Here is a 23,374-nt window from a genome sequence, read left to right on the forward strand (position 1 = left end):
GCATGGGTATTGTGGTTCCCATGCAACGAGGAGGTTTCTGATGAAGAAGATTCAAGGTGTCTACCAGAGCCCGGCGGCCCATTGGGTCGGCGACGGTTTTCCGGTGCGCAGCCTGTTCAGCTACGACAACCTGGCCCGGCACATCAGCCCGTTTCTGCTGCTGGATTACGCCGCGCCCCATCATTTCCAGCCCACCAGCGCCCGTCGTGGCGTCGGTCAGCATCCGCACCGGGGCTTCGAGACGGTCACCATCGTCTATCAGGGCGAACTGGAACACCGCGACTCCACCGGCGCCGGTGGCCTGATCGGGCCGGGCGATGTGCAATGGATGACCGCAGCGGGCGGCATCATCCATGAGGAGTTCCATGCGCCGTCGTTCGCCAGAACCGGCGGGATGATGGAAATGGTGCAGCTGTGGGTCAACCAGCCGGCCCGGGACAAGTCCGCGCCGGCTGGCTACCAGACGCTGCTGGCGGCCGACATTCCCCAGGTCGAACTGGCGGATGGCGCGGGCAGCCTGCGCGTCATCGCTGGCGACTATCAAGGCCACCGCGGCCCGGCGCGGACCTTCACGCCGATGGACGTCTGGGACCTGCACCTGAACGCCGGCAAGTCGGTTCGCCTGGCGACTGCGGATGACCACAACGCGGCGCTGGTGGTGCTGCGCGGATCGCTCCGGATCAACGGCGAGAAAACCGTGGGCGCCGCACAACTGGTGCTGTTCGAGCGCGGTGGCGACGATGTCCTGCTGGAGGCCGACGGTGAAGCCATGGTGCTCTGGCTCAGCGGCGAGCCGCTGGACGAACCTGTCGTGGGTTACGGACCGTTCGTGATGAACAGTCAGGAAGAGATCGTCCAGGCCTTCGATGATTTCCATGCCGGCCGCTTCGGCCAGATGGGGGCCTGATTCCCTCCCGTGACGGCAGCCATCGAGCTGCCGTTTTTTTTGCGCGAGCCTTTCGTCCGATATTCGCTCACTGCGTTCGAACCCGATGCCGGGCCTGATCCTCCTTATCTCAGAGCCTGCGGGGTCCTGCCGCCGCACTCATGCGCAAGCTCAATGAGGCTTGCGCTGTCCGATGGCTTTTTCAATTAGAAGCCGACGGCCCGGCGGGCCTACCGTGGGTGGACTTAGAGAGAGGGTATGACAATGCCAATGAATGGAGTGTGCGATCTGGAACTGCGGCAATTGATAGAGGGCGCTTTTCTGCCTGACCACTGCCAGGTCAGCTGTGGCGACGGCCTGTCGCTGACGCTGCATTTTCCTGCCGATGCCCATCGCCGGGAGATGACCGTGAGCGATATTCACCTCGGTGCCTTGCCCGATTGCCGGGCACTGGCCGATCTGGTCATGCGGGTTCGCCAGCAGCGCGAAGCGCAACAGCCCAATCGCGTGGAAACACTGCACCGGCTTGCCGGGCGCTGATTCCGCGTTACTGCAATTCCAGACGCAATTGCAAGCTGCCATCCCCACACTGTCGGGACGATTGGACGATGCCCCGGCAGGCGTGCCCGCGCCAGTCGAACACCAGTGTATGAGCCTGTGCCAGCTTCGGCGGCAAGGGCGGGGTGATCTGCAACTGCACCCCAGGCTGGCCATTGAGGTTCAACGCTTCAAGCTGCACCTGGCATTCGGCGCTCTGGGTCGAGACGCCAAAGAGGGTGTCGCGGGTGTAGGCGAGTGTGAGCGACTGAGGACGAGGGGCAATAGCCGCAGGCATTGAGTGGTCACCTCCGTTGGGCTGGCGTCATGCCGGCTGATGGAGGTTAGACCATTGAAACACGTTGTTTCTCAATTTATCTCGACGAGCAGCCTCACGTTCCGTCGGCAGGCTCTATCCGGCCTTGCGCAAGGTAAAGTTGATTCGCCGTGCCCCCAGCAGTGGGTGTACGCCATCCCTCAACGGCATGATGCCGTGATAGCGCAAGCGGTCGACACCGCCCCATACCATCACATCCCCATGCTGCAGGACGATCCGCCGGGTGCGCTCGGCGCGCTCGTGCCCGCCGAACAGGAAGGTCGCCGGCAGCCCCAGCGAGACTGACACGATCGGCTGACTGAAATCCCGCTCGTTGCGGTCCTGGTGCAGGGTCAGCCGGTTGCCTGGCAGGTAACTGTTGACCAGGCAGGCGTCCGGTACGAAATCGTCGAAGCCGGCGGCGCGCGCTGCGTGCTGCGCCAGCTCGATGAACGCCGGCGGCAAGGCGGGCCAGGGGGTGTCGCTGAGCGGATCGAGCGGGCTGTAGCGGTAGCCGCCGCGGTCGCTGACCCAGCCCAGGCTGCCGCAATTGGTGACCCGTACCGAGATGGTCCGTCCGCCCGGCGTGGTCATGTTGCGAAACGGCGCGGCCAGCACGACCCGGCGCAACGCCGGCAGCAAGCGTTCGACCCAGGGCAGGGCGAAGCCGGGCAGCACGACGGTCTGCTGGCCGACCCATTGAGGTTCCTGGCGCTGCGGCGCTTCGAACAGGTCGAGTTCTGTCTGCATCGGTCGGACGGCTCTTGGGGGAACAGGGCACCGGCCAGTATGCACCGGCGTGCGCAAGGTTGTGGATTCAGGCGACCGCTGTCGGGTCGCCGCCTGGACGCTGCTCGAGCAGAAAGTCGCGCAGGGTGTCGATGCTGTGCTGCCAGGCGCTGCCCCGCGGCCACACCAGGTAATAGGCATCGCCGGTCGCCACCGCCTGCGGGAACGGCAGCGCCAGGCGACCATCGCGCAGGTGGGCGCTGACCAGCGCCAGATCACCGATGGAAACGCCGTGGCCGGCCATGGCGGCAGCCATGCCCTGGTCGAGGGTGTCGAAGCAGACCCCCCGCTGCAGGTCGATGGCATCCGTCAGGCCGCTGCCGCGCAGCCAGCGTCGCCAGTCACGGCGGTCGCCGGACGGGTGGACCAGCGCCGCTTCGGCCAGCCGTCGCCCGTCCCACGGCGCGGCGCCGAGCATCGATGGCGCGCAGATCGGAATCAGCCATTCCTCGAACAGCTTGCAACTGTGTACCTGCTCGCCGAAATGGCCGTCGCCCAGCAGGACGGCACAATCGTAAGGCTCGCTGGCGAAGTCCACGGCATCCTGATCCATCCAGACGCTGGCCAGCTGCACGGCAAACGCGTCGTGCAGGCGGCCAAAGCGCTCGAGACAGGCCAGCAGCCAGTGCATGGTCAGCGTGGACGGCGCCTTGAGCCGCAATTGCCGGCGACTGCCGCGAAACGGCTGGCAGGCCTGCTCGATCAGGCTGAAACCGGCATTGAGCTGGCGCGCCAGGCGCTGGCCGGTGTCGGTCAGGCGCAGGCGCGGACCGTTGCGCTCGAACAGGCGGCAGCCCAGTTGGCTCTCCAGGCTGCGGATATGCCGGCTGATGGCGCTCTGGGTCAGGGCCAGTTCCTCGGCGGCGCGGGTGAAGGAGCAGGAGCGCGCGGCGACCTCGAAGGCACGCAGGGCATAGAGCGGGGGCAAACGATCGGCCATGGAGGGTGTTGCTCATCATGAGTCTGGATCATAGTAGGCCAGCGCTTTTTGCGTTTTTCAAGGCCGGGTGGCGCCGCCACAATGCACGCCATCAACGTCACGAAGCCAAAAATGAATACTCCGCTGCTGCTTGCCTACCTGGGCACTGTCATCCTGTTGATCGCAACGCCCGGACCTGTGGTGTTGCTGGTGCTGGATACCAGTAGCCGCGCCGGCACACTGCCGGCGGTGAAGACTGCGCTGGGCGCCAATGCCGCCTCATTGGTGCTGGTCGCGGCGGCCGCCGCCGTGCTGGCTGGCAGCCTGGCCATCAGCCCGCAGCTGTTGCAGTGGGGCGGCTTGCTGGGTTGCCTGTTCATCGGCTGGCTGGGCTTGAGCGGTTTGAGGGCGTCAGGCGTCGCCGAGGAGCACCGGGCACGTCGCGGCAGCGGCTGGTGGCAGGGCTTCGTGATCGGTATCTCCAACCCCAAGGACATCCTGTTCTTCGTTGCCCTGTTCCCGCAGTTCATTCCGGTGACCGACTCGTTCGGTGCCAGCATCGGCCTGCTGGCGCTGCTGTGGCTGATCATCGACCTGGGGATTCTCGCTTTGTATATCGGCGTGATGCGGCACAGCCTGGCGCAGCGCTACCGGGCATCGGTATCGCGGATCTCGGCGGCTTTGCTGCTGCTGGTCGCGGCGCTGGGGGTGGCTTACTGGCTGAAGGTGCTGCTGGGCTGACGGGGGCGCAACCGGGAATGACTGCGCCCGAAAGGGGAGGATCAGGCGGTGGCCGGCAGGTCGGCGCGGGCCTGTTGCAGCATCAGGTTGAGGCGGGCGACCTGTTCCTTGAGCTGGTCGCGTTCCTGTTTCAGACGGTCGAGTTCGTCGCGGCGAACCTGAACGTAGAGCGTCCGGGGCGGGCTGGCTGGCATCAGGGTTTGCATTGCGCACCTCACTGGTTGGCTTGTCACAGAACTGAAGCGTAGACGCTCGACGGGGCGCGATTCTGAATTCTTTTTCCGTTCGTTGGAACTTTTTTGTTTGCCGCTGTCGTGCCGTTCGTCGTGAAACCATCGTTCGTTGCCACTGGACTAACCTTGTGGGCCTGACGAGGCATTTCTTCCTTTCGAACGGAGCATCGGCACATGCAACTGGGAATCGTGGGGCTGGGCCGCATGGGCGGTAACATCGCAAGGCGCCTGATGCGCAACGGCCATCAAGTGGTGGTGAGCGACCGCAACCAGGCGGCCATCGACACCCTGGTGAACGAGGGCGCCAAGGGGGCATCGGACCTCGCCGCCCTGGTGGGGCAACTGGGCAAGCCGCGGGCGGTGTGGGTGATGCTGCCGGCGGGCGAAGCCACCGAGCAGACGATCGCGCAACTGGCCGGCCTGCTGGAGGCGGGCGATGCCGTCATTGATGGCGGTAATACCTTCTACAAGGACGATATCCGCCGCGCCGCCGAACTGGGCACGCGTGGGCTGCACTACGTCGATGTCGGTACCTCCGGCGGTGTGTGGGGGCTGGAGCGGGGTTACTGCATGATGATCGGCGGCGAGCAGGCGGTGGTCGAACACCTCGATCCGCTGTTCGCCAGCCTGGCGCCGGGGGTTGGCAGCATCCCCAGAACCCGTGGGCGCGAGGGCAATTTCGGCCGTGCCGAGCAAGGCTACATCCACGCCGGGCCGGCCGGCTCGGGGCATTTCGTCAAGATGGTCCACAACGGCATCGAGTACGGCCTGATGCAAGCCTACGCCGAGGGTTTCGACATCCTGCGTGGCAAAGCCGGCGAGGAACTGCCGCCGGAGCAGCGCTATTCACTGGATCTGGCGGAAATCGCCGAAGTCTGGCGCCGTGGCAGCGTGGTCACCTCCTGGCTGCTGGACCTGACCGCCGACGCCCTGGCCCATGACGCACAACTGAGCGGCTACAGCGGCTCGGTAGCCGACAGCGGCGAGGGCCGCTGGACCATCGAGGCGGCAGTGGAGCAGGCCGTGCCAGTGCCGGTGCTGTCCAGCGCGCTGTACGCCCGTTTCCGTTCCAGGCAGCAGCAAGGCACCTATGGAGACCGGCTGTTGTCGGCGATGCGCTTCGGTTTTGGCGGGCATGTCGAGCGTTCCGAATGAATCAATACAACGTCGAAACCGCTCCACCCTGCACCCTGTTCCTGTTCGGCGCCAATGGCGATCTGGTCAAGCGCCTGCTGATGCCGGCCCTGTACAACCTCAGTCGCGACGGTCTGCTGGACAACAACCTGCGCATCGTCGGTGTCGACCACAACCAGGCCACCGGCGCGCAGTTCGCCGAGCGCCTGGAAGCCTTCATGCACGAGCGCGACAAGGCGGCCGGCGAGGGCGCTCAGTGCCTGGATCCGAAACGCTGGGCGAAGCTGGCCAAACGCATCGACTACCTCACTGGCGACTTCCTCGACCCGGAGACCTACCAGGCCATCGGCAAGCGGATCGGCAAGGCACGCAACGGCAACGCGATCTTCTACCTGGCCACCTCGCCGCGGTTTTTCGCCGAGGTGGTGCAACGCCTGGGCGACGCCGGCCTGCTGCACGAAAGCGAAGGTTTTCGGCGGGTGGTGATCGAGAAGCCGTTCGGCTCCGACCTGGCCAGCGCCGAACTGCTCAACGCCTGCCTGCTACGGGTGATGAGCGAGCGGCAGATCTACCGGATCGACCATTACCTGGGCAAGGAGACGGTGCAGAACATTCTGGTCAGCCGTTTTTCCAACGGCCTGTTCGAGGCGTTCTGGAACAACCACTACATCGACCATGTGCAGATAACCGCCGCGGAAACCGTCGGCGTGGAAGAACGTGGCGGTTTCTACGATGGCACCGGGGCCCTGCGCGACATGGTGCCCAACCACCTGTTCCAGCTGCTCGCGATGGTCGCCATGGAACCGCCGGCGGCCTTTGGCGCCGACGCCGTACGCAGCGAAAAGGCCAAGGTCATCGGCGCGATCCGGCCGTGGTCCAAGGCCATGGCCCTGAAGAATTCGGTACGCGGGCAGTACGTCGCCGGCAAGGTGGGACGCAAGAAACTCAAGGGCTATCGCGAGGAATCGCGGGTCGCGGCCGACAGCCAGACCGAAACCTATGTGGCGCTGAAGGTGATGATCGACAACTGGCGCTGGGTCGGCGTGCCGTTCTACCTGCGCACCGGCAAGCGCATGAGCGTGCGCGACACCGAGATCGCCATCTGCTTCAAGCCGGCGCCCTACGCGCAGTTTCGCGACAGCGATGCCGAGCGGCCCAAGCCCAATTACCTGAAAATCCAGATCCAGCCCAACGAAGGCATGTGGTTCGACCTGCAGGCCAAGCGTCCGGGGCCGGCGCTGGCCATGGAGAACGTCGAACTGGGGTTCGCCTACAAGGACTTCTTCAACATGCGCCCGGCCACCGGCTACGAGACCCTGATCTATGACTGCCTGATCGGCGACCAGACCCTGTTCCAGCGTGCCGACAACATCGAGAACGGCTGGCGTGCGGTGCAGCCGTTCCTCGAGGCCTGGAAGGAGGGCGGTGAAGTTCATGAATACGCCGCAGGGGAAGACGGACCGGCGGCAGGGGATGAGTTGCTGGGGCGGGAGCGGCGGAGCTGGCACCGGTTGGGGTGATGGTTGTCGGGTGTCCGGCGCGGGAGGGTTCAGTGTTCTCGAGATCGAGCGCCGCCCGCGCGGCGCATCGCCGGCAACGCCGGCTCCCACATTGTTTGCAACGCACCATGGCCTGAGGGATTTGAGTTGTCAGCCTTTGGTGCTTGGCGATGTATCGCGGCATACAGAGCGGTCAACCATGGCCTGACAGACATAGGTACGTTGCAACATAGGAGTGGATTCACCGGGACGCCGGACCGCCGCGCTCGATCTCAAGAGCGCTGAAGATCCACAGGCAGGCCCCCTCAAATCCCATCCAAACGGATGCCTGACCCCGCTGGCAACATTTTCCCGCATAGCCCGTAACACGCGGGCTGCAGCCGTTTCTTGGCGCCATTAAATCGCCGCCAATGGCAACTGGCTATATTGTTTCGGATGCGGCACTCTTGGCGAAATCGAGCCTCGCTGGCGCTGTTTCCAGTCCCTGCGAGGTGCTCATTTTCCACGCATCGTTGAAGGGATTCTCATGGACGGCATCTTGGCAGGAGTCAGGGTATGACCCGCCCCGGCGGGTTGCAGCAGGTCCTGGACGACAGCAATGGGTTGTATCCGGGCAAGACGGCGATCATCTACTCAGGCGAGCCCTACACCTACGGCCAGCTTGAAGAGGCGAGCTGTCGCCTGGCCGGTGGTCTGCTGGCACTGGGGCTGCGGCTGCAGGACCGGGTGCTGCTGTGCCTGGGCAATCGCATCGAGACGGTCTGCGGGTTCTGGGGCGCGCTCAAGGCCGGCGGCGTGGTGGTCAATGTCGACCCCCGGATAAGCGCCGCGCACCTCGACCACATCCTGCGCGACTGCGAGGCCACGGTGCTGATTACCACCAGTGCCGTGCTGGCTGGCCTGCCGTCGAGCATTGCCGGGCTGCCGCATCTGCGCGGCACCGTGCTGCTCGATGGTGATCCGGATGCCCGTGCCACCCGTACCTTCGAAAGCCTGCTGAGCCAGGAAGCCTGGTTCGCCTCGGCAATGCCACCGCTGGACGACGACCTGGCGACCATTTTCTATCCCTGCGAAGGGCCGGAATTGCCCACGGGCATCATGGTCACTCACCGCAACATGCTGGCAGCGCTGGCTTCGTTACGCAGCAACCTGGCCTATCAAGCCAGTGACAACGTACTGGGTGCGCTGCCATTGTCTACCGACTACGGCCTGTACCAGATGCTCATGGCGCTGGATGCCGGCGCCACGCTGATTCTGGAAAAGTCCTCAGGCTCGCCCGGACAACTGGCCGAGAGCATCCTGCGTCACCAGGTCAGTGTGGTGCCCTTCGTCTCCAACGCCCTGATGCTGTTGCACGAGCATGCGGCGCGGCGCGGCCTGTGCTTCCCGGCGGTACGCATGGTGACCAATGGTGGCGTGGGCCTGCGCCGACGCCAGAGCGAGCGGATCGCCGCGCTGTTTCCCCGGGCGCAGGTCTGCACCCTCTACGGGCTGGCGGAGTGCAAGTGTTGCGCGTACCTGCCGCCGGAAGATCTGCACAGCAAACCGGGCAGCATCGGCATTCCGGTGCCTGACACCGAGGTGTGGCTGATCGACGAGGACGGGCAGGACGTTGCCCAGCCGCTGCGCATGGGCCAACTGGTGATTCGCAGCGCCACGGTGATGCCCGGTTACTGGCGCGACCCGGTCGCCACGGCGCAGAAACTCAAACCGGGGATAGAACCCGGCGAGAGCGTCCTGCACACCGGCGAGCTGTGCAGTCGCGACGAGGATGGCTATCTGTATTTTCACGGCGCCATCGCGCGCCTGGTGACCTGTGACGGTGTCAGGGTCAATCCGTTGGAAGTCGAGAACTTCCTGCACGCGCTGGAGGGCGTGCGGGACGCTGCCGTGATGGGGATCTGCGATTCCCGCAGGGTGGAACGTTTGTGGGCGTTCGTGGTGCCGGACAGTGGTTCGGACCTGAGCGCCGAACAGGTAGTGGAACAATGCCGGAAAGGGCTGGCGTCCTGGCAGGTGCCCGTGAGGGTCGCCTTCATGACGTTGCTGCCCAGTACCGGCAGCGGCCGGGTGGATTTCGCCTGGCTGCAGCAATGGGCGCATAACGAGCAGACACGGGAAACCGGATAATGATAGCCGCGGAAAAAACAATGGAAGAGCCTGTATTCGATTTCGACAGGATGCTGTGCTTCGCCCTGTATTCAACCGCCAATGCCATGGTCCGCGACTATGGCGAGCCGCTGCGGCGGCATGGCGTGACCTACCCGCAATTGCTGGTACTGATCGGGCTGTGGGGCGAGGACGATATGTCCATCAGCGCCCTCAGCGCGGTGACACTGTTCGACCTCGGTACCCTGACGCCGATCATTCGCCGGCTCAGCGATGCGGGTTTCATCACCGTGTACCTGGACCCCGGCGACCGCCGTCGGCGCAAGGTACTGCTGACCGACAAGGGCCGCGCCCTCAAGGGCGACGCGGCACAATTGTTCGCGGCGATGGAAGACAAGATCGGTCTCGAAGCCACCAGCGTCGGGCAGATGCTCGAGCACTGCCGGCACATCCGTTCACGCTTGCGCTGAGTCCTCGTCGTCGAGGTACCCCGGCGTATTGAAATTAGCCAGCCGTGGATCGTCCTCGGCACAGTCCAGGGCCACCAGCGGCCCGCTGCGCAAAACCCGCAACAGGCTGCGTTCGCCAGCCTCCCAGGCATCGGCCAGTGTACTGCGCAGGGAGCGCGGTATCAGGCTGAACATTGGTTGCCAATGACCACCCTGGCGCACCATAACTGGTGTTCCGGCCGGGTCGGCCAAGGCCAGCAACGACTCCAGTAATCGCCGATCCACTCGCGGCGCGTCACAGGCCAGCACCAGCACCCAGTCATGCTGCGCTACCGCCAGGCCCGCCAGCACGCCGGCCAGCGGTCCGGGAAAGTCGGGCTGATGATCGTGCACCAGGGTGTCGGCCCACTCCCGATAGCGGTCGCTGTTGCGGTTGCAGGAGATGATCAGGTCGTCACTGAGGGGGCGCACTACCTCATGCAGGTGAGCGATCAGCGGCTTCGTGCGCCAGGGCAGCAGGCCCTTGTCCTGACCGCCCATGCGCTGGCCGCGACCGCCGGCCAGGATGAGGACGGAGCAGGGTGGAAGAGAGGCGGCTCTCATTGCACGGTGTTTCCACAAGACAGGGATTGCCACCTTCCCACGAGCGCCGCCGGGCTGTCCATCAGCTTTCACCTGCCACGCCTGTCGCCGTTACCGCCTGCTTGCGGCGGTAGCCGGTCAGGCGCATCACCACCACGAAGAACACCGGCACGAACACCACCGCCAGGGTGGCGCTGAGCATGCCGCCGACCACGCCGGTGCCGATTGCCTGCTGGCTGGCGGAGCTGGCACCGGTGGCGATGGCCAGCGGCACCACGCCGAGGATGAACGCCAGCGAGGTCATGACGATCGGCCGCAGGCGCAGGCGCGCGGCCTGCACCGTGGCGTCTACCAGGTCATGGCCCTGGTCCACCAGGCTCTTGGCGAACTCGATGATGAGAATGGCATTCTTCGCCGACAGACCGATCAGGGTGATCAGGCCGACCTTGAAGAACACGTCGTTGGGCAAGCCACGCAGGGTGACGGCGAGCACCGCGCCGAGAATCCCCAGCGGCACCACCAGCAGCACCGAGGTGGGGATCGACCAGCTTTCGTACAGCGCCGCCAGGCACAGGAACACCACCAGCAGCGACAAGGCCATCAACAGAGGTGCCTGGCTGCCGGACAGGCGCTCCTGCAGCGACAGCCCGGTCCATTCCAGGCCGAAGCCCAGCGGCAGTTCCGCCACCAGTCGCTCCACCTCGGCCATGGCTTCGCCGGAGCTGTGGCCGGGAGCGGGCTCGCCGCTCACCGAAATGGCCGGGTAGCCGTTGTAGCGGGTCAGTTGTACCGGCCCGGAAACCCACTGGGCGCGGGCGAAGGCCGCCAGCGGGACCATCTTGCCGCTGCTGTTGCGCACATGGATCTTCAGCAGGTCTTCCACCTGGCTGCGGCGGTCGCCCTCGGCCTGCACCACCACCCGCTGCATGCGGCCCTGGTTGGGGAAGTCGTTGACGTAGCTGGAGCCCACCGCCGTGTTGAGCACCGTGCCGATATCGGCGAAGGACACGCCCAGGGCGTTGGCCTGCTTGCGGTCGATCTCCAGTTGCACCTGCGGGCTTTCCGCCAGGGCGCTTTCGCGGACGTTGACCAGCACCGGGCTCTTTTCCGCCGCCGCCAGCAATTGGTCGCGGGCAGCCATGAGCCGGGCATACCCCAGGCCGCCGCGATCCTGCAGGCGGAACTCGAAGCCGGTGGACGTCCCCAGGCCATCCACCGGTGGTGGCAGCACCGAGTAGGCAATGGCGTTCTTGAACTGGCTGAAGGCAAGTGTGGCGCGTTCGGCGATGGCGGCTGCGGCGTCCTCGGCGGCGCGCTCGGACCAGTCCTTGAGGGTGGTGAACACCAGTGCCGCGTTCTGGCCGTTGCCCGAGAAACTGAAACCGAGGATCACCGTGGTATTGCCCACGCCGGGTTCGCCGGCGTTGTGCGCCTCGATCTGCGCCGCCACCTGCTCGGTGCGCTGGCGGCTGGCTCCGGGCGGCAACTGCACGTCGGTGATGGTGTAGCCCTGGTCCTCGGTGGGCAGGAACGACGACGGCAACTGGCTGAAGCTCATCACCAGCGCCCCCAGCAACACCGCGTAGATCAGCAGGTAGCGGCCGCTGCGGGCAATGGCGTGAACCACCCAGCGCTGATAGCCGTTGCTCATCGCCTCGAAGCGGCGGTTGAACCAGCCGTACAGCCCGCGCCGCTCATGATGCTCGCCCTTGGCCACCGGCTTGAGCAGGGTGGCGCACAGGGCCGGGGTCAGGCTCAGGGCCAGGAAGGCCGAGAACAGGATCGACACCGCCATGGACATGGAGAACTGCTGGTAGATCACCCCCACCGAGCCGTTCATGAAGGCCATCGGCAGGAACACCGCCACCAGCACCACGGTGATGCCGACGATCGCGCCGCTGATCTGGCCCATGGCCTTGCGCGTCGCCTCGCGGGGCGGCAGGCCTTCTTCCATCATGATCCGCTCGACGTTCTCCACAACGACGATGGCGTCGTCCACCAGGATACCGATGGCCAGCACCATGCCGAACAGCGTCAGCACGTTGATCGAGAAGCCCAGCGCCAGCATGGCGGCGAAGGTGCCCATCAAGGCCACCGGCACCACCAGCGTGGGGATCAGGGTGTAGCGGATGTTCTGCAGGAACAGCAGCATCACCAGGAACACCAGCACCATGGCCTCGCCCAGGGTATTGATCACCTGGGTGATGGAGACCTTGACGAAGGGTGAGGTGTCGTAGGGGATGTCGTACTTCGCCCCCGGCGGGAAGTAGCGCGACAACTCGTCCATCTTCGCCCGCACCAGATCTGCGGTCTGCATGGCATTGGCCCCCGGCGACAGCTGCACGCTGAAGGCGGTGGCCGGCTTGCCGTTGAGGCGGGTGCCGAACTGGTATTCCTGGCTGCCGATCTCGACCCGGGCGACATCGCCGATGGTCACCGTCGAACCGTCGGCGTTGGCGCGCAGGACGATGGCGGCGAATTCCTCGGGGCTCGACAGTTGGCCCTTGACCAGCACGTTGGCGGTAATTTGCTGACCGGAACGTCCCGGCAGGTCGCCGATGCTGCCCGGCGCTACCTGGGCGTTCTGCGCAGCGATGGCGCTGTTGACGTCCTCAGGAGTGAGGTTGAAGCCGATCAGCTTCTGCGGGTCGATCCAGATCCGCATGGCCCGCTCGGAACCGTACAACTGCGCTTTGCCGACGCCTTCGAGGCGGCGGATCTCGTTCATCACGTTGCGCGCGAGGAAGTCGCTCAGGGCCACTTCGTCGAGGGTGTCGTCCTCGGCGGTCAGGGTCACCAGCAGCAGGAAACCGGTAGAGACTTTCTCTACCTGCAGACCCTGCTGGGTCACCGCCCGCGGCAGGCGCGACTCGACGATCTTCAGGCGGTTCTGCACATCCACCTGGGCCAGTTCCGGGTTGGTGCCCGGCTCGAAGGTGGCGGTGATGGTGGCGCTGCCCAGGCTGCTCTGGGACTGGAAATACAGCAGGTGGTCGGCACCGTTGAGCTCCTGCTCGATCAGGCTGACCACGCTTTCGTCCATGGTCTGCGCCGAGGCGCCGGGGTAGACGGCGTAGATCTCCACCTGCGGCGGCGCCACGTTGGGGTACTGGGCCACCGGCAGTTTGGGCAGGGCCAGGGCGCCGGCCAGCAGGATGAACAGCGCGACCACCCAGGCAAAGATCGGGCGGTCAATGAAAAACTGCGGCATGAATCAGGCCCTCACTGGCCGGTGGTCTGGACGATGGGCTGGTTGCCCGTGGCGCTCGGCGTGATCTGCACCGGGTCGCCGGCCTTGACGTGTTGCAGGCCCTCGGTCACGACCCGGTCGCCCGGTGCCAGGCCTTCGCTGACGATCCAGCGATTGTCCTGGGCATTGCCCAGCACCACCGGACGCTCGGCGATGCGTTGTTCGCCGTCCACCAGCAGCACTCGCGGCTGGCCGGCACTGTCACGCAGCACCGCCTGCTGCGGGATGCTGATGCCCTGGGGTTGCACCGCCTGTTCCAGACGCACGCGGATGAAACTGCCCGGCAGCAGGTCGAGGTCGGGGTTGGGGAATTCGCTGCGCAAGGTGATCTGGCCGGTACTCTGGTCGACGCTGATGTCGGAGAACAGCAGCTTGCCGGGCAGCGGGTAGGGCGTGCCGTCGTCCTGGATCAGGGTGACTCTGGCCTGGTCCTGGCCGACCTGCTGCAACTCGCCAGCGCGCAAGGCGCGGCGCAGTGCATTGATCTCGCGGGTGGACTGGGTGAGGTCGGCGTGGATCGGGTCCAGTTGCTGGATGATCGCCAGCGGCGTGCTTTCGTTCTGACCCACCAGAGCGCCTTCGGTGACCAGGGCGCGGCCGACCCGCCCGGAAATCGGCGCGGTCACCGTGGCGTAGCCCAGGTTCAGCCGCGCCCGCTCGACGGCGGCCTTGGCCGCGGCCACGTCGGCTTCGCCTTGCATGGCCGCGGCCCGGGCATTGTCGCGGTCCTGGCGGCTGATGGCGTCGATCTCGATCAGCTCGGCGTAGCGCTTGTCCTGCAGGCGGGCCTGGTACAGCGTGGCCTCGGCCTTGGCCAGGGTGGCGCGGGCGCTGTCGTAGTCGGCCTTGAACGGTGCCGGGTCGATGCGGAACAGCACGTCGCCCTGTTTCACATCGCTGCCTTCGCGGTACTCGCGCTTGAGCACCACGCCGGCCACCCGCGCACGCACTTCGGCAACCCGCGGCGCCTGGACACGGCCGGACAGTTCGGTGCTGATGGCCAGCGGCTGCACGCGCACGGTTTCCACCGACACGTTGGGCGCGGGCGGCGGTTGTTCTTCCGGGGCCTTGCTGTCGCAGGCGCTCAGCAGCACGGTAAGGGCAGTGAGAGGAAACAGAAGGCGCAGACGGGCGGGGCTTGAAGGAAACATACGGATCTTCCATAAATGACCGCCGAATGGTAAGGCACCCGCGTCGGGCAGGGCTGTGAAGCTCTGTAGAGCGTCTGTGAAAAAGTGTGAAGAAATAACTCCTTACCTTTTCCGGTTCTATATCCTCCGTTCCTTTCCCTGTCCTGCAAGTCAAGCCATGCCCAATATCCTCCTGGTCGAAGACGACTGCGCCCTGTCCGAGCTGATCGGCAGCTACCTGCAACGCAACGGGTTCACCGTGAGTGTGATCGCCCGTGGCGACCGGGTACTGGAGCAGGTGAGGCGGGACAAACCGGACCTGGTGATCCTCGACCTGATGCTCCCCGGCCTCGATGGCCTGCAGGTCTGCCAGTTGCTGCGCGCCGAGTCGCAGAGCCTGCCGATCCTCATGCTCACCGCCCGCGATGACAGCCATGACCAGGTGCTCGGCCTGGAGATGGGCGCCGACGATTATGTCGCCAAGCCCTGCGAGCCGCGGGTATTGCTGGCACGGGTGCGCACCTTGCTGCGCCGCAGCAGCATCGCCGAGCCCCATCTGGAAAGTGACCGCATCGTCATCGGCGCCTTGCGTATCGACCTCGCCGAGCGCACTGCCAGTTGGCGCGGGCTGCCGGTGGAGCTGTCCAGTGGCGAGTTCAACCTGCTGGTGGTGCTGGCGCGCAACGCTTGCACCGTACTGAGCCGCGACCATATCCTCCAGCACCTGCGCGGTATCGAGTTCAATGGCACTGACCGCTCGGTGGACGTGGCCATCTCCAAGCTGCGGCGCAAGTTCGACGACAACGCCGGCGAGGCGCGCAAGATCAAGACCGTGTGGGGCAAGGGCTATCTGTTCAGCCGCGTGGAATGGGAGGTCTGAGGCCGGGCCATGCTGAAGATCCTCGTTCGCCTGTACCTGCTGACCATCATTACCTACGCCGGGGCGATCTTCCTGGTCCCCGAGTTCATCCTCAAGGCGTTCAACGAGCGTTATGTGGCCTATAACCTGGAGCAGGCCAGAGGCGTGCAAGCGCTGATCGTGCGCCAGTTCCAGCAGGCGCCGGAAAGCCAGTGGCCACAGGTGGCGCAGGCACTGGCGACGGATTTCGCGCCGCTGGCCATCGAGCTGCTGCCGCGTACCGACCCTGACCTCAGCGAAGCCGAACGGGCGCGCCTGGACGCCGGGCAGAACGTGGTCCGCCTGGGCGACTGGGGCTACTACGAAACGGCCTTCGCGCCGTTGGGCGAGCACTGGCTGGTGGCCCTGCGCAACCCGCCGGACCCGTTCGACATCAACCTGCTGTCCTGGGGCATCACCGTACTGATCGGCGCCGCACTGCTGGGCTGCCTGCTGCTCTGGCTGTGGCCGCACTGGCGCGACCTGCAACGGCTCAAGGCCACCGCGCAGTTGCTGGGGCAGGGCCAGTTGTCGGAACGCACGCTGATTTCCTCGCGCTCCAACATCGGTGAACTGGCCCAGGTGTTCGACACCATGGCCCACGACCTGGAGCAGTTGCTGACCCAGCAGCGGGAACTGCTCAACGCCGTCTCCCATGAATTGCGCACGCCCCTGACCCGCCTGGACTTCGGCCTGGTGCTGCTCTACGACGAACTCCCGGCCAGCAGCCGCAAGCGCCTCATGCAACTGGTGGGCCACGTGCGCGAGTTGGACGAGCTGGTCCTGGAACTGCTGTCCTACAGCCGGTTGCAGACACCAGGGCAGGTGGTGGAGCGGGTCGAGGTGTCGTTGCTGGAGTTCGTCGACAGTATCCTCGGCAGCTTCGCCGATGAGCTGGACAGTCGCGCGATCAACCTCGAAGTGCACGCGGCCGGCGACCTGCAACGCTTCGTGCTCGACCCCAGGCTCACCGCCCGGGCGGTGCAGAACCTGATCCGCAATGCCATGCGCTACTGCGACAAGCGCCTGCTGCTTGACCTGCGCCACGATGCCGAAGGCAACTGCCTGCTCAGTGTCGAGGACGACGGCATCGGCATTCCCGAGCATGAGCGCGAGCAGATCTTCCAGCCGTTCTATCGTCTCGACCGCAGCCGCGACCGCGCCACCGGCGGGTTCGGCCTGGGGCTGGCGATCAGTCGCCGGGTGATCGAAGGCCAGGGCGGACGGCTTACCGTGCAGCCTTCGGCCCTCGGCGGGGCGTGCTTCCGGATCAGCCTTCCACGGCGCTGAGCCGGCTTTTCCCACGGGCGCCGGTAACGAGCGCGCCACCTTTCTGTCCCGCCCGTCACCTTGAAAGCGAGGGGCGGGCGCCTTTTTCCCGAAAGCCGGCCCGCAGCTGTCAATCCTCTCTCTAGGAAATTTCCCAGTCTCGCTGGGATACGTCTGATGTAAGCCCTTTTCCCGCTCGCGAATAATCCACCTCACCTACCGACGCCAGCTACCCCATCCTCGGCGGCGTCTTTGGTGGGCTTCGGAATTTTCGTTACTCAACAAGGGAAATAACCATGAAATACGGCGTACTTGCGCTGCCCCTGGCCTTGATGCTCACGGCGGGTGCGGTTTCGGCGGCGGAGCCGATCAACAAACAAGCGACTTTCGTCGGGACCATCCCGGCCGAATTCTTTTCGGTGATCGATATGGGCGCATGGTGGGGCAAGAACCACGAGCTGAACTGGGTGGACGGCCAAGGCTTCCAGACCTTCAAGCAGCGCCTGTCGATGAAGAGCACGGTGGGCGCGGTGACCGCACACCTGAGCTTGCCCGCGCAGATCACCAACGCGGACAACGACGTGATCGAAATGCAGTTGAAGGTGCGCGGCAAGACCCTCACCGAACTGCCGCAGGAAATCGTCAATGCCGAGGAAGCGCTCAAGCTGTTCCCGATCGATTTCGAGCTGTCTGCAATACCGTCCGCCTATCCCAAGCCGGGCAACTATTCGGGCACTTTCGGCCTGATGTTCGAAACCAGCGCGCCGCTGTAACGGACCGTCCGTTCAGACGTTTCCCATTCGTATTCGCACAAGGAACTGGAACATGAAATACAGCGTTCGCTCGCTTCCGCTGGCTCTGCTGGTGGTCTCGGGGCTTGCCACCGCCGTCGAGCCGATCGAAGGGCAATTCTCGGTCACGGGCACGGTCCCCACCGAGAGCTTCAGTATCATCGATACCGGCAACTGGATGAGCCGGACCCAGACCCTCTATATGAATCAGGTCGGCACAGGGTTCACCCGCTTCAACGAGACCATGATGCTGAAAAGCACCGTGGGCACCATCACCGGGTATCTGGTCGAGCCGGCGCGCCTGCGCAGCGGTGACAACGAGCTGCCCATGGTGGTATCGGTGAATGGCCGGCACCTGAAGGACTTCCCGCAGAACGTTCTCATCGCCTCCCAGGCCGCTCCCGGCAAACTGGTGAACTTCGAAACCTATATCGACTACGAAGTGCTGCAAGGCCCCTATCCGCCGGGTGACTACAGCGGCACCTACAACATGATGTTCGAGACCGCTCCGCCGCTCTGATCACCCATCAGACACCCAATGTCCATTCCGGATCGCTCCGGTCCTGCGTGCGCGCAGGATCGCGGCGACCGCTGTTTCTTCCTCTTCACTGACGAGCAGTGACATGTCTTTGGCAATATCCATTCGACTGGCCGTGGGCTGCTGCGTGGCCACGGTCTGGCTGGCGGCTGCCAGCGCATACGGGTCGACGGAGCAAGGCGGTCGATCAGGAATACTCCGGCAGGCCGAAGGTCTGCCCGCCGGTTTCGATGAACACTTTTTCGACGTGCCGCTGGCGGTGCGGGTCGATCTGGACGGCCGCCTGCTGGGCGAGGCGTTGATCGTGCTCAGCCGTGACGAGCGCGTGCAACTGCTGAACTTCACCGACAGCCGCGATAGCCTGGAGTCCGAGGTTTCCCGTCAGGCCTGGGCCGATGCACTGGGCAGCGGCCAGGCCCTGGGCAGCTGTCGCAGCGGCTGCCCGCGTGGCTTGCTGGCCCTGCACTACGACCTGCTCGAATCGCGCCTGTCGATTCTCACCCAGGGCGCCGAAAGCACCGGCCAGCAGGCTTACCACCGCTTGCCGGAACAGGGCAGCCACGGGCTGATCCTGCGCAACCAGCTCAACCTCAGCCGCGACGGCGAACAAACCGCTGGCCGTTACGCGGTGCAGGGGCAGGGCAGCGTCGGCCACTGGACGACCCTGGCCGAGGCGCGTTTCGATCGCAGCGGCGGGCGCTACGTACAGACACGCCAGAACATCGACCAGCTCTTCGCCGAGCGCCTGGAGGATGACCGCTTCTTCCGCCTTGGCTGGTTCACGCCCGATGCCCAGGGGCTGAGCCGTCAGCCCCACATGCTCGGCAACACCCCGCAAACCACGCTGGGGGTGATGTTCGGCAGCAGCGACAGCCTGGCGCTGAACGATGGCAGTGCCAGTGTCACGCCCATTTATGTCACGCCCAATCGCCAGGGCCTGGTGGAGATCTACCGCAACGGCCAGTTGCTCAGCACCCAGGCGGTGGCGCCCGGGTTGCAGGTGCTCGACACCCGCAACCTGCCAGGCGGCATCTACGAGGTGGAGGTGCGCCTGATCGAGGATGGCCAGGTCAGCTCGACCAGCAATGAATTCGTCTACAAGCCCAACAACTGGAGCAACGTCGAGTCGCCCTGGCGCTACAACCTCTATGCAGGCCAGCGCCAGACGCTGCTGAGCAACCCGGACGAGCCCGACGACAAGGGCCTGAGTGCGGGCATCCTGACCAACTATCTGCTCCACCCACGGGTGGTGGTGGGGCTGTCGGCGCAACGGGTGGACGATTACCAGCAGTACGGCAGCTCGCTGGACTGGCATGCCCTGGACCGCCTGCAACTGCTGGGCAACCTGTTCAGGACCGATGGCCTGGGCACCGGCTACGACCTGCGAGGCATCTTCCAGTACGACAACGGCAGCCTGATCTTCAGCCGCAGCAGCACCACGTACGACACCCGTCGTTATCGCACCGGCGCCACAGGCCCGCAGCAGAGCGGACAGACGTCGCTGTCGGTCAATCACCGGCTCGACCGCGAGTACACCGCCAGCCTGCGTGTCAGCCATGACGAAGGGCGCAACGGCGGCACGGCGATGGACCTGGGCCTGTCGTACTTCGGCAAGCTCTGGGGCAGCAGCGCCAACTGGCGGGTGTCGCTGTTCGACCGGCCCGGTACCGACAGCAGTGGCGATCGTCGCAGCCGCGGCATCAACTTCACCCTCAGCACCAGCCTGGGCGGACCTGGCCGGCGCCTGTCCGCCAGCCTCGGTACGCGTACGTCCCGCGACGGTGGCCAGGACCGTAACGCGGCGCTGACCTATCAGTACCTGCCGGAGCAGGGCAGCCTGCGCAGCCTTGCCGGTACCGTCAGTTTCGACCGCTACGGCAGCGGCCTTGCCGCCGATACCCAGTTCGAGAACCGGGTGATGCATGGCGATGCCTTCGTCCAGCGCTCGTCGTTCAACCAGCAGGTGAGCGCCGGCCTGAACCTCGACAGCACCCTCGCTGTGGGCGGCGACCGCCTGGGCTTCAGCGGCCAGTACCTGCCGTACGAAGCCGGGCTGATCGTCGATGTGGAAACGGATGTGCCCGACCTGCAGTTGCGTGCCCACGACTCGGCCGGCGGCAGCAGCCTGCTGCGGCCAGGACGCAATGTGGTGCCGGTGTCGGCCTACAAGTCCGGTCATGTGCAGCTGGACTTCCTCTCCGGCGAGGAGTCTGGCGCCGTGATCCAGCCGCCGACCCTTGGCTATCACCTCAACCGCGGCGGTGTCGAGCACCGTACGTTGCGGGTGATGCGCACGGTCACGGTCATGGGACGGCTGCTGGACGAACGCGGGCAGCCGTTGCGCGGCGCCATGCTGGTCAACCACGCCAGCCGCGGCGTCAGTGAAGCCGATGGCTTCTTCATCGTCGAGATCAGCGAAGCAGTACCCACGCTGGAAGTGTCGCACCAGGGCCGGCCCATGTGCCTGCTGCGCATGCGTCCGGACGGACCGCGGGAAGACGGCATTCTGATGGCGGGTGAACAGCGCTGCGAAGCCCGCAGCCTGGCCCGTAGCGACAACGAGCCGTCGGGAGGTGGCGCATGAGAACCTTGAATGTTCGCCGCCCGCTGCTCGGCCTGTGCCTGGTGGCACTGTCGATCCTGGGCGCCACGACCGCGCAGTCGGCGTCGCTGACAGTCAGCGCCGAGTCACGCGGTGGCATGGAATTCCGGCCGGTCAGTACGGCGCCGACGTTCTGTGCGCGCTGGCCTGGACAGTGCAGTGCCGGCCCGGCGCTGGATCTGCCCATCCGCTACGAACTGCAGCCGGGCTCGGCACTGTCGGTGAAAGCGCCTTCGCGGCGGCAGGTGACCGTGGTCCACGAACGCAGCGGTGAGGCCCATACCCTGTCATTCGAGGTGCTCGCCGTGGGGCTTGGCCTCGAGGCGCAAGGTGCGTCGCCCGCGCTGGAGGCCGTGCAGGGCGGCTGCGCGGTCGCGGGGATGCAGCGCAGCGGGGCGCGTCTGCATAACCTGTGGCGCATCAACCAGCCGGCGCAACCCGTGCCCTGCGTGTCGAACGTGGCGCAAACGAGCGAGGCGGGCGGCGTGACGATCAGTGAGGTGGGGCTGGCCTACCGGTTGCTCACGCCGTCGCCGTTGAAAATGAGCACCGGTAGCTACCACGGGCAACTGACCCTGAGTGTCGGTGCCGGTGCCGATCTTGACCTGGGCAGCGATGTGGGCGGGCTCGCCGCCGACAGCCTCACGCTGCGCTTCGAGCTACGGGTGGAGCACGATTTTCGCATCGAATTCGCCCAGGGCAGCGACCAGGTGGTGCTGGAGCCGCCCGGCGGCTGGGAGCAATGGAGTCAGCGCTTGCCGCAGCGGCTGTACCGCGATGTCGCCTTGCGCATCTGGTCGTCCGGTCCGTTCAGCGTCCACCTGCGTTGCCAGTATCCGCAGGACGGGCGGTGCGGCTTGCGTAACCAGGGCAATGCGCACCAGGTGCCCCTGGCGGTGAAGCTGACCCTGCCCAGCGGATTCCTGCATTCCGGCCAGAGCGTCAATCGCGTGCTCTTGCCGGTGGACCAGGGGCAAGCGCTGGAACTGGAAAGCACGCAGCCGATGCTCAACCAGGGCGGAGTGCTGCATTTCGAAGTGGACAAGGCGCAGGTCGACGAGATGGCGCGGTACCCGGGTATGGAATACGCGGGTGATGTAACGGTGATTTTCGATGCGGGCATGTAGCCCGCCGAACCAAGGCAATAGTGTGAGGTGAGTGATGATGAACAGACTTCTCTGCAGTGTACTGATGCTGTTGAGCGCCGCGACGGTGCAGGCCGCGCCGCAGATCAACGTGGGCAATTTGTACGACTACCTGAACGGCGATCGCAGCACGCTGCTCAAGCGGGTGCGCAATGGCGGAGACACCACCGCCTTCGTCAAGGTCAGCGTGTTCGAACTGGTGTACGACCGCCAGGGCGGTATCAGCGAAGTGGCCCTGGATGACCTGCCGCTGGAGCAGCGGCCGGTGATCGCCAGCCCGGCGCGGCTGATCGTGCCAGCGTCCGGCATGCAGACCTTGCGTCTGCTGTACCGTGGCGAGCGTGCGCAGGAGCGCTATTTCCGCGTGCGCTTCATCCCGGTGGTGCCCGAGCGCGGCGATGGTTTCGCCCTCAGCGAGGAAGACGCCAGGGACTATGAAGCCCTCAAGGGGCGCGTCGAAATCCTCACCGGCTTTGGCTCGTTGCTGTTCGTTCACCCCGAAGGTGTGCAGTACCGCACCGAGGTGGCCCGCGATGCGAGCGGATTCACCGTGCACAACCACGGCAGCGGCACGGTGGTGCTGGACCATTTCAACGACTGTGACAGCGCTGGCAAGCAGTGCGCGACGCCCACCAAGCACCATGTGCGGCCGGGCGTCGGGCTGCCGTTTACCCAGGCTCCAGGGCGGGTTTACCGCTTCGAATTGATCGAGGGTGACGAGCGCAGGCGCATCGAGATCAAGGGTTGAAGATAGTCTTGGGAAATTTCCCTCCCTTCTTAGGGAATTGTCTGGTGCCTTTTCCCCTGGCCGGGGACCGATACTCCTCCTCACGGGTAGTGGCTTTTTGATGTTAGGTGGTCACTGCTTCCCCCCGCGCGGCAGCGACCCCCTCCCTGCCGCACGCGTCACCCAGAACAGGGAGTGTTTCATGTACAGAGCCATGATCGTGGACGACCATCCGTTCATTCGCGCCAGCGTCAGGATGCTGCTTCGCCAGGAGCAGATCGAAGTGGTCGCCGAGGCTGACAACGGCGTGGACGCCATGCGTCTGATCCGCGAGCACGAACCGGATATCGCCATCCTCGACATTTCCATCCCGCGCATGGACGGGCTGGAAATCATCGCCCGGGTCAAGGCGGCCAACCTGAGCATGAAAATGCTGGTGCTGACCTCGCAGATCGCCGCGTATTTCTCGCTGCGCTGCATGCGCCTGGGGGCCTCCGGGTTCGTGTCCAAGCATGACGACCTGACCGAGTTGCGCAAGGCCGTGATGGCGATCATGTCCGGCTACACCTATTTCCCGGAGGTGTCCCTGAGTTCGGTCAACCGCTTCGACTGCACCACCAGCGAAGCGCAGCGCCTGGAGCGCCTGACCGATCGCGAACTGCTGATCCTGCAGCACCTGGCCCGCGGGCTGAGCAACAAGGCGATCGGTGAAGCCATGCTGCTCAGCAACAAGACCATCAGCACCTACAAGACCCGCCTGCTGGAAAAATTGCGGGTGCCTTCACAGGTGGATCTGGCCGACCTAGCCAGACGCCACACACTGATCTGAC

At 65.2% G+C, this 23,374-nt stretch carries 22 protein-coding genes; 15 read left to right on the forward strand and 7 right to left on the reverse strand.

Annotation, left to right across the window (positions count from 1 at the left end):
• Nucleotides 1-40: 40 nt before the first annotated feature.
• Together AC05QJ_RS17250 and AC05QJ_RS17255 are read left to right on the forward strand one after the other, a co-directional pair.
• Nucleotides 41-907, forward strand: a complete 867-nt coding sequence (locus tag AC05QJ_RS17250; protein ID WP_476742504.1) for a pirin family protein — start codon at nt 41-43, stop codon at nt 905-907.
• A gap of 237 nt (nt 908-1,144) precedes the next feature.
• A complete protein-coding gene (locus AC05QJ_RS17255) occupies nt 1,145-1,426 on the forward strand; it encodes a DUF1652 domain-containing protein (protein WP_476742505.1) in 282 nt (93 codons plus the stop codon).
• Nucleotides 1,427-1,433: 7 nt separating this feature from the next.
• Here AC05QJ_RS17255 and AC05QJ_RS17260 read toward each other — a convergent pair whose 3' ends face one another.
• The 3 genes from AC05QJ_RS17260 to AC05QJ_RS17270 form a co-directional block, all read right to left on the reverse strand.
• Complete coding sequence (locus tag AC05QJ_RS17260; RefSeq protein ID WP_476742506.1) at nt 1,434-1,721, reverse strand: hypothetical protein; 288 nt, start codon at nt 1,719-1,721, stop codon at nt 1,434-1,436.
• Nucleotides 1,722-1,835: 114 nt separating this feature from the next.
• On the reverse strand, nt 1,836-2,489 hold the full coding sequence (gene alkB / locus AC05QJ_RS17265; protein ID WP_476742507.1) for a DNA oxidative demethylase AlkB: 654 nt from the start codon (nt 2,487-2,489) through the stop codon (nt 1,836-1,838).
• Between the two features lie 67 nt (nt 2,490-2,556).
• The gene (locus AC05QJ_RS17270; RefSeq protein ID WP_476742508.1) at nt 2,557-3,468 is read right to left on the reverse strand and encodes a LysR substrate-binding domain-containing protein; all 912 of its coding nucleotides are present in this window, start codon (nt 3,466-3,468) and stop codon (nt 2,557-2,559) included.
• A 111-nt stretch (nt 3,469-3,579) separates the two neighbouring features.
• On the opposite strand from AC05QJ_RS17270, the gene AC05QJ_RS17275 reads away from it, so the two are divergent.
• Nucleotides 3,580-4,188 carry a LysE family translocator gene (locus AC05QJ_RS17275; protein WP_476742509.1) on the forward strand — a complete coding sequence of 203 codons (609 nt, stop codon included), beginning with the start codon at nt 3,580-3,582 and terminating at the stop codon, nt 4,186-4,188.
• Nucleotides 4,189-4,229: 41 nt separating this feature from the next.
• Here the strand turns inward: AC05QJ_RS17275 and AC05QJ_RS17280 are convergent, their stop codons facing one another.
• Nucleotides 4,230-4,394 (reverse strand): DUF6026 family protein, encoded by a 165-nt coding sequence (locus AC05QJ_RS17280; protein ID WP_476742510.1) that lies wholly within the window; start codon nt 4,392-4,394, stop codon nt 4,230-4,232.
• Between the two features lie 171 nt (nt 4,395-4,565).
• Between AC05QJ_RS17280 and gnd the strand changes: the two genes are divergently transcribed.
• The 4 genes from gnd to AC05QJ_RS17300 all read left to right on the forward strand — a co-directional run bounded on the left by gnd (nt 4,566) and on the right by AC05QJ_RS17300 (nt 9,633).
• Nucleotides 4,566-5,576 carry a phosphogluconate dehydrogenase (NAD(+)-dependent, decarboxylating) gene (gene gnd, locus AC05QJ_RS17285; RefSeq protein ID WP_476747956.1) on the forward strand — a complete coding sequence of 337 codons (1,011 nt, stop codon included), beginning with the start codon at nt 4,566-4,568 and terminating at the stop codon, nt 5,574-5,576.
• Nucleotides 5,573-7,075: a glucose-6-phosphate dehydrogenase gene (gene zwf, locus AC05QJ_RS17290; protein ID WP_476742511.1), complete on the forward strand. Its 1,503-nt coding sequence runs from the start codon at nt 5,573-5,575 to the stop codon at nt 7,073-7,075. The genes gnd and zwf overlap by 4 nt, the downstream gene beginning before the upstream one ends.
• 534 nt (nt 7,076-7,609) lie before the next feature.
• Nucleotides 7,610-9,184: a class I adenylate-forming enzyme family protein gene (locus AC05QJ_RS17295; RefSeq protein WP_476742512.1), complete on the forward strand. Its 1,575-nt coding sequence runs from the start codon at nt 7,610-7,612 to the stop codon at nt 9,182-9,184.
• A 20-nt stretch (nt 9,185-9,204) separates the two neighbouring features.
• Nucleotides 9,205-9,633, forward strand: a complete 429-nt coding sequence (locus tag AC05QJ_RS17300; RefSeq protein ID WP_476742513.1) for a MarR family winged helix-turn-helix transcriptional regulator — start codon at nt 9,205-9,207, stop codon at nt 9,631-9,633.
• Here AC05QJ_RS17300 and mobA read toward each other — a convergent pair.
• The 3 genes from mobA to AC05QJ_RS17315 form a co-directional block, all read right to left on the reverse strand.
• Nucleotides 9,619-10,215 (reverse strand): molybdenum cofactor guanylyltransferase MobA, encoded by a 597-nt coding sequence (mobA, locus tag AC05QJ_RS17305; protein ID WP_476742514.1) that lies wholly within the window; start codon nt 10,213-10,215, stop codon nt 9,619-9,621. The two genes, AC05QJ_RS17300 and mobA, sit on opposite strands and share 15 nt — an antisense overlap.
• A 61-nt stretch (nt 10,216-10,276) precedes the next feature.
• A complete protein-coding gene (locus AC05QJ_RS17310) occupies nt 10,277-13,405 on the reverse strand; it encodes a multidrug efflux RND transporter permease subunit (RefSeq protein ID WP_476742515.1) in 3,129 nt (1,042 codons plus the stop codon).
• Nucleotides 13,406-13,416: 11 nt separating this feature from the next.
• Nucleotides 13,417-14,595, reverse strand: a complete 1,179-nt coding sequence (locus tag AC05QJ_RS17315; protein WP_476742516.1) for an efflux RND transporter periplasmic adaptor subunit — start codon at nt 14,593-14,595, stop codon at nt 13,417-13,419.
• A gap of 157 nt (nt 14,596-14,752) precedes the next feature.
• Here AC05QJ_RS17315 and AC05QJ_RS17320 point away from each other — a divergent pair, with 157 nt between their 5' ends.
• The 8 genes from AC05QJ_RS17320 (at nt 14,753) to AC05QJ_RS17355 (ending at nt 23,373) form a co-directional block, all read left to right on the forward strand.
• Nucleotides 14,753-15,454, forward strand: a complete 702-nt coding sequence (locus AC05QJ_RS17320; RefSeq protein WP_476742517.1) for a response regulator — start codon at nt 14,753-14,755, stop codon at nt 15,452-15,454.
• 9 nt (nt 15,455-15,463) lie between these two features.
• Nucleotides 15,464-16,762, forward strand: coding sequence for an ATP-binding protein (locus AC05QJ_RS17325; protein ID WP_476742518.1), 1,299 nt, complete (start codon nt 15,464-15,466; stop codon nt 16,760-16,762).
• Nucleotides 16,763-17,037: 275 nt separating this feature from the next.
• Entirely contained in the window at nt 17,038-17,514 is a 477-nt protein-coding gene (locus AC05QJ_RS17330; RefSeq protein WP_476742519.1) for an adhesin, read from the forward strand.
• Nucleotides 17,515-17,566: 52 nt separating this feature from the next.
• On the forward strand, nt 17,567-18,052 hold the full coding sequence (locus AC05QJ_RS17335; RefSeq protein ID WP_476742520.1) for a CS1 type fimbrial major subunit: 486 nt from the start codon (nt 17,567-17,569) through the stop codon (nt 18,050-18,052).
• A 103-nt stretch (nt 18,053-18,155) separates the two neighbouring features.
• Nucleotides 18,156-20,654 (forward strand): TcfC E-set like domain-containing protein, encoded by a 2,499-nt coding sequence (locus tag AC05QJ_RS17340; RefSeq protein WP_476742521.1) that lies wholly within the window; start codon nt 18,156-18,158, stop codon nt 20,652-20,654.
• Entirely contained in the window at nt 20,651-21,799 is a 1,149-nt protein-coding gene (locus tag AC05QJ_RS17345) for a hypothetical protein (protein WP_476742522.1), read from the forward strand. The genes AC05QJ_RS17340 and AC05QJ_RS17345 overlap by 4 nt, the downstream gene beginning before the upstream one ends.
• 37 nt (nt 21,800-21,836) lie before the next feature.
• Entirely contained in the window at nt 21,837-22,565 is a 729-nt protein-coding gene (locus AC05QJ_RS17350) for a fimbrial biogenesis chaperone (RefSeq protein WP_476742523.1), read from the forward strand.
• 181 nt (nt 22,566-22,746) lie between these two features.
• Entirely contained in the window at nt 22,747-23,373 is a 627-nt protein-coding gene (locus AC05QJ_RS17355; protein ID WP_476742524.1) for a response regulator, read from the forward strand.
• The last annotated feature ends 1 nt before the right edge of the window (nt 23,374 follow it).

The sequence above is a fragment of the Pseudomonas sp. TUM25319 genome (assembly GCF_056388475.1).

Excerpts from the sequence above, each read along its gene's own strand:
- alkB (WP_476742507.1), bottom strand. The coding sequence starts at position 2,489 with ATGCAGACAGAACTCGACCTGTTCGAAGCGCCGCAGCGCCAGGAACCT.
- AC05QJ_RS17315 (WP_476742516.1), bottom strand. The coding sequence starts at position 14,595 with ATGTTTCCTTCAAGCCCCGCCCGTCTGCGCCTTCTGTTTCCTCTCACT.
- mobA (WP_476742514.1), bottom strand. The coding sequence starts at position 10,215 with ATGAGAGCCGCCTCTCTTCCACCCTGCTCCGTCCTCATCCTGGCCGGC.
- AC05QJ_RS17275 (WP_476742509.1), top strand. The coding sequence starts at position 3,580 with ATGAATACTCCGCTGCTGCTTGCCTACCTGGGCACTGTCATCCTGTTG.
- AC05QJ_RS17310 (WP_476742515.1), bottom strand. The coding sequence starts at position 13,405 with ATGCCGCAGTTTTTCATTGACCGCCCGATCTTTGCCTGGGTGGTCGCG.
- AC05QJ_RS17250 (WP_476742504.1), top strand. The coding sequence starts at position 41 with ATGAAGAAGATTCAAGGTGTCTACCAGAGCCCGGCGGCCCATTGGGTC.
- AC05QJ_RS17270 (WP_476742508.1), bottom strand. The coding sequence starts at position 3,468 with ATGGCCGATCGTTTGCCCCCGCTCTATGCCCTGCGTGCCTTCGAGGTC.
- AC05QJ_RS17300 (WP_476742513.1), top strand. The coding sequence starts at position 9,205 with ATGGAAGAGCCTGTATTCGATTTCGACAGGATGCTGTGCTTCGCCCTG.
- AC05QJ_RS17350 (WP_476742523.1), top strand. The coding sequence starts at position 21,837 with ATGAACAGACTTCTCTGCAGTGTACTGATGCTGTTGAGCGCCGCGACG.
- AC05QJ_RS17255 (WP_476742505.1), top strand. The coding sequence starts at position 1,145 with ATGACAATGCCAATGAATGGAGTGTGCGATCTGGAACTGCGGCAATTG.
- AC05QJ_RS17295 (WP_476742512.1), top strand. The coding sequence starts at position 7,610 with ATGACCCGCCCCGGCGGGTTGCAGCAGGTCCTGGACGACAGCAATGGG.
- AC05QJ_RS17340 (WP_476742521.1), top strand. The coding sequence starts at position 18,156 with ATGTCTTTGGCAATATCCATTCGACTGGCCGTGGGCTGCTGCGTGGCC.
- AC05QJ_RS17355 (WP_476742524.1), top strand. The coding sequence starts at position 22,747 with ATGTACAGAGCCATGATCGTGGACGACCATCCGTTCATTCGCGCCAGC.
- AC05QJ_RS17280 (WP_476742510.1), bottom strand. The coding sequence starts at position 4,394 with ATGCAAACCCTGATGCCAGCCAGCCCGCCCCGGACGCTCTACGTTCAG.
- zwf (WP_476742511.1), top strand. The coding sequence starts at position 5,573 with ATGAATCAATACAACGTCGAAACCGCTCCACCCTGCACCCTGTTCCTG.
- AC05QJ_RS17260 (WP_476742506.1), bottom strand. The coding sequence starts at position 1,721 with ATGCCTGCGGCTATTGCCCCTCGTCCTCAGTCGCTCACACTCGCCTAC.
- AC05QJ_RS17330 (WP_476742519.1), top strand. The coding sequence starts at position 17,038 with ATGAAATACGGCGTACTTGCGCTGCCCCTGGCCTTGATGCTCACGGCG.
- AC05QJ_RS17335 (WP_476742520.1), top strand. The coding sequence starts at position 17,567 with ATGAAATACAGCGTTCGCTCGCTTCCGCTGGCTCTGCTGGTGGTCTCG.
- AC05QJ_RS17320 (WP_476742517.1), top strand. The coding sequence starts at position 14,753 with ATGCCCAATATCCTCCTGGTCGAAGACGACTGCGCCCTGTCCGAGCTG.
- AC05QJ_RS17345 (WP_476742522.1), top strand. The coding sequence starts at position 20,651 with ATGAGAACCTTGAATGTTCGCCGCCCGCTGCTCGGCCTGTGCCTGGTG.
- AC05QJ_RS17325 (WP_476742518.1), top strand. The coding sequence starts at position 15,464 with ATGCTGAAGATCCTCGTTCGCCTGTACCTGCTGACCATCATTACCTAC.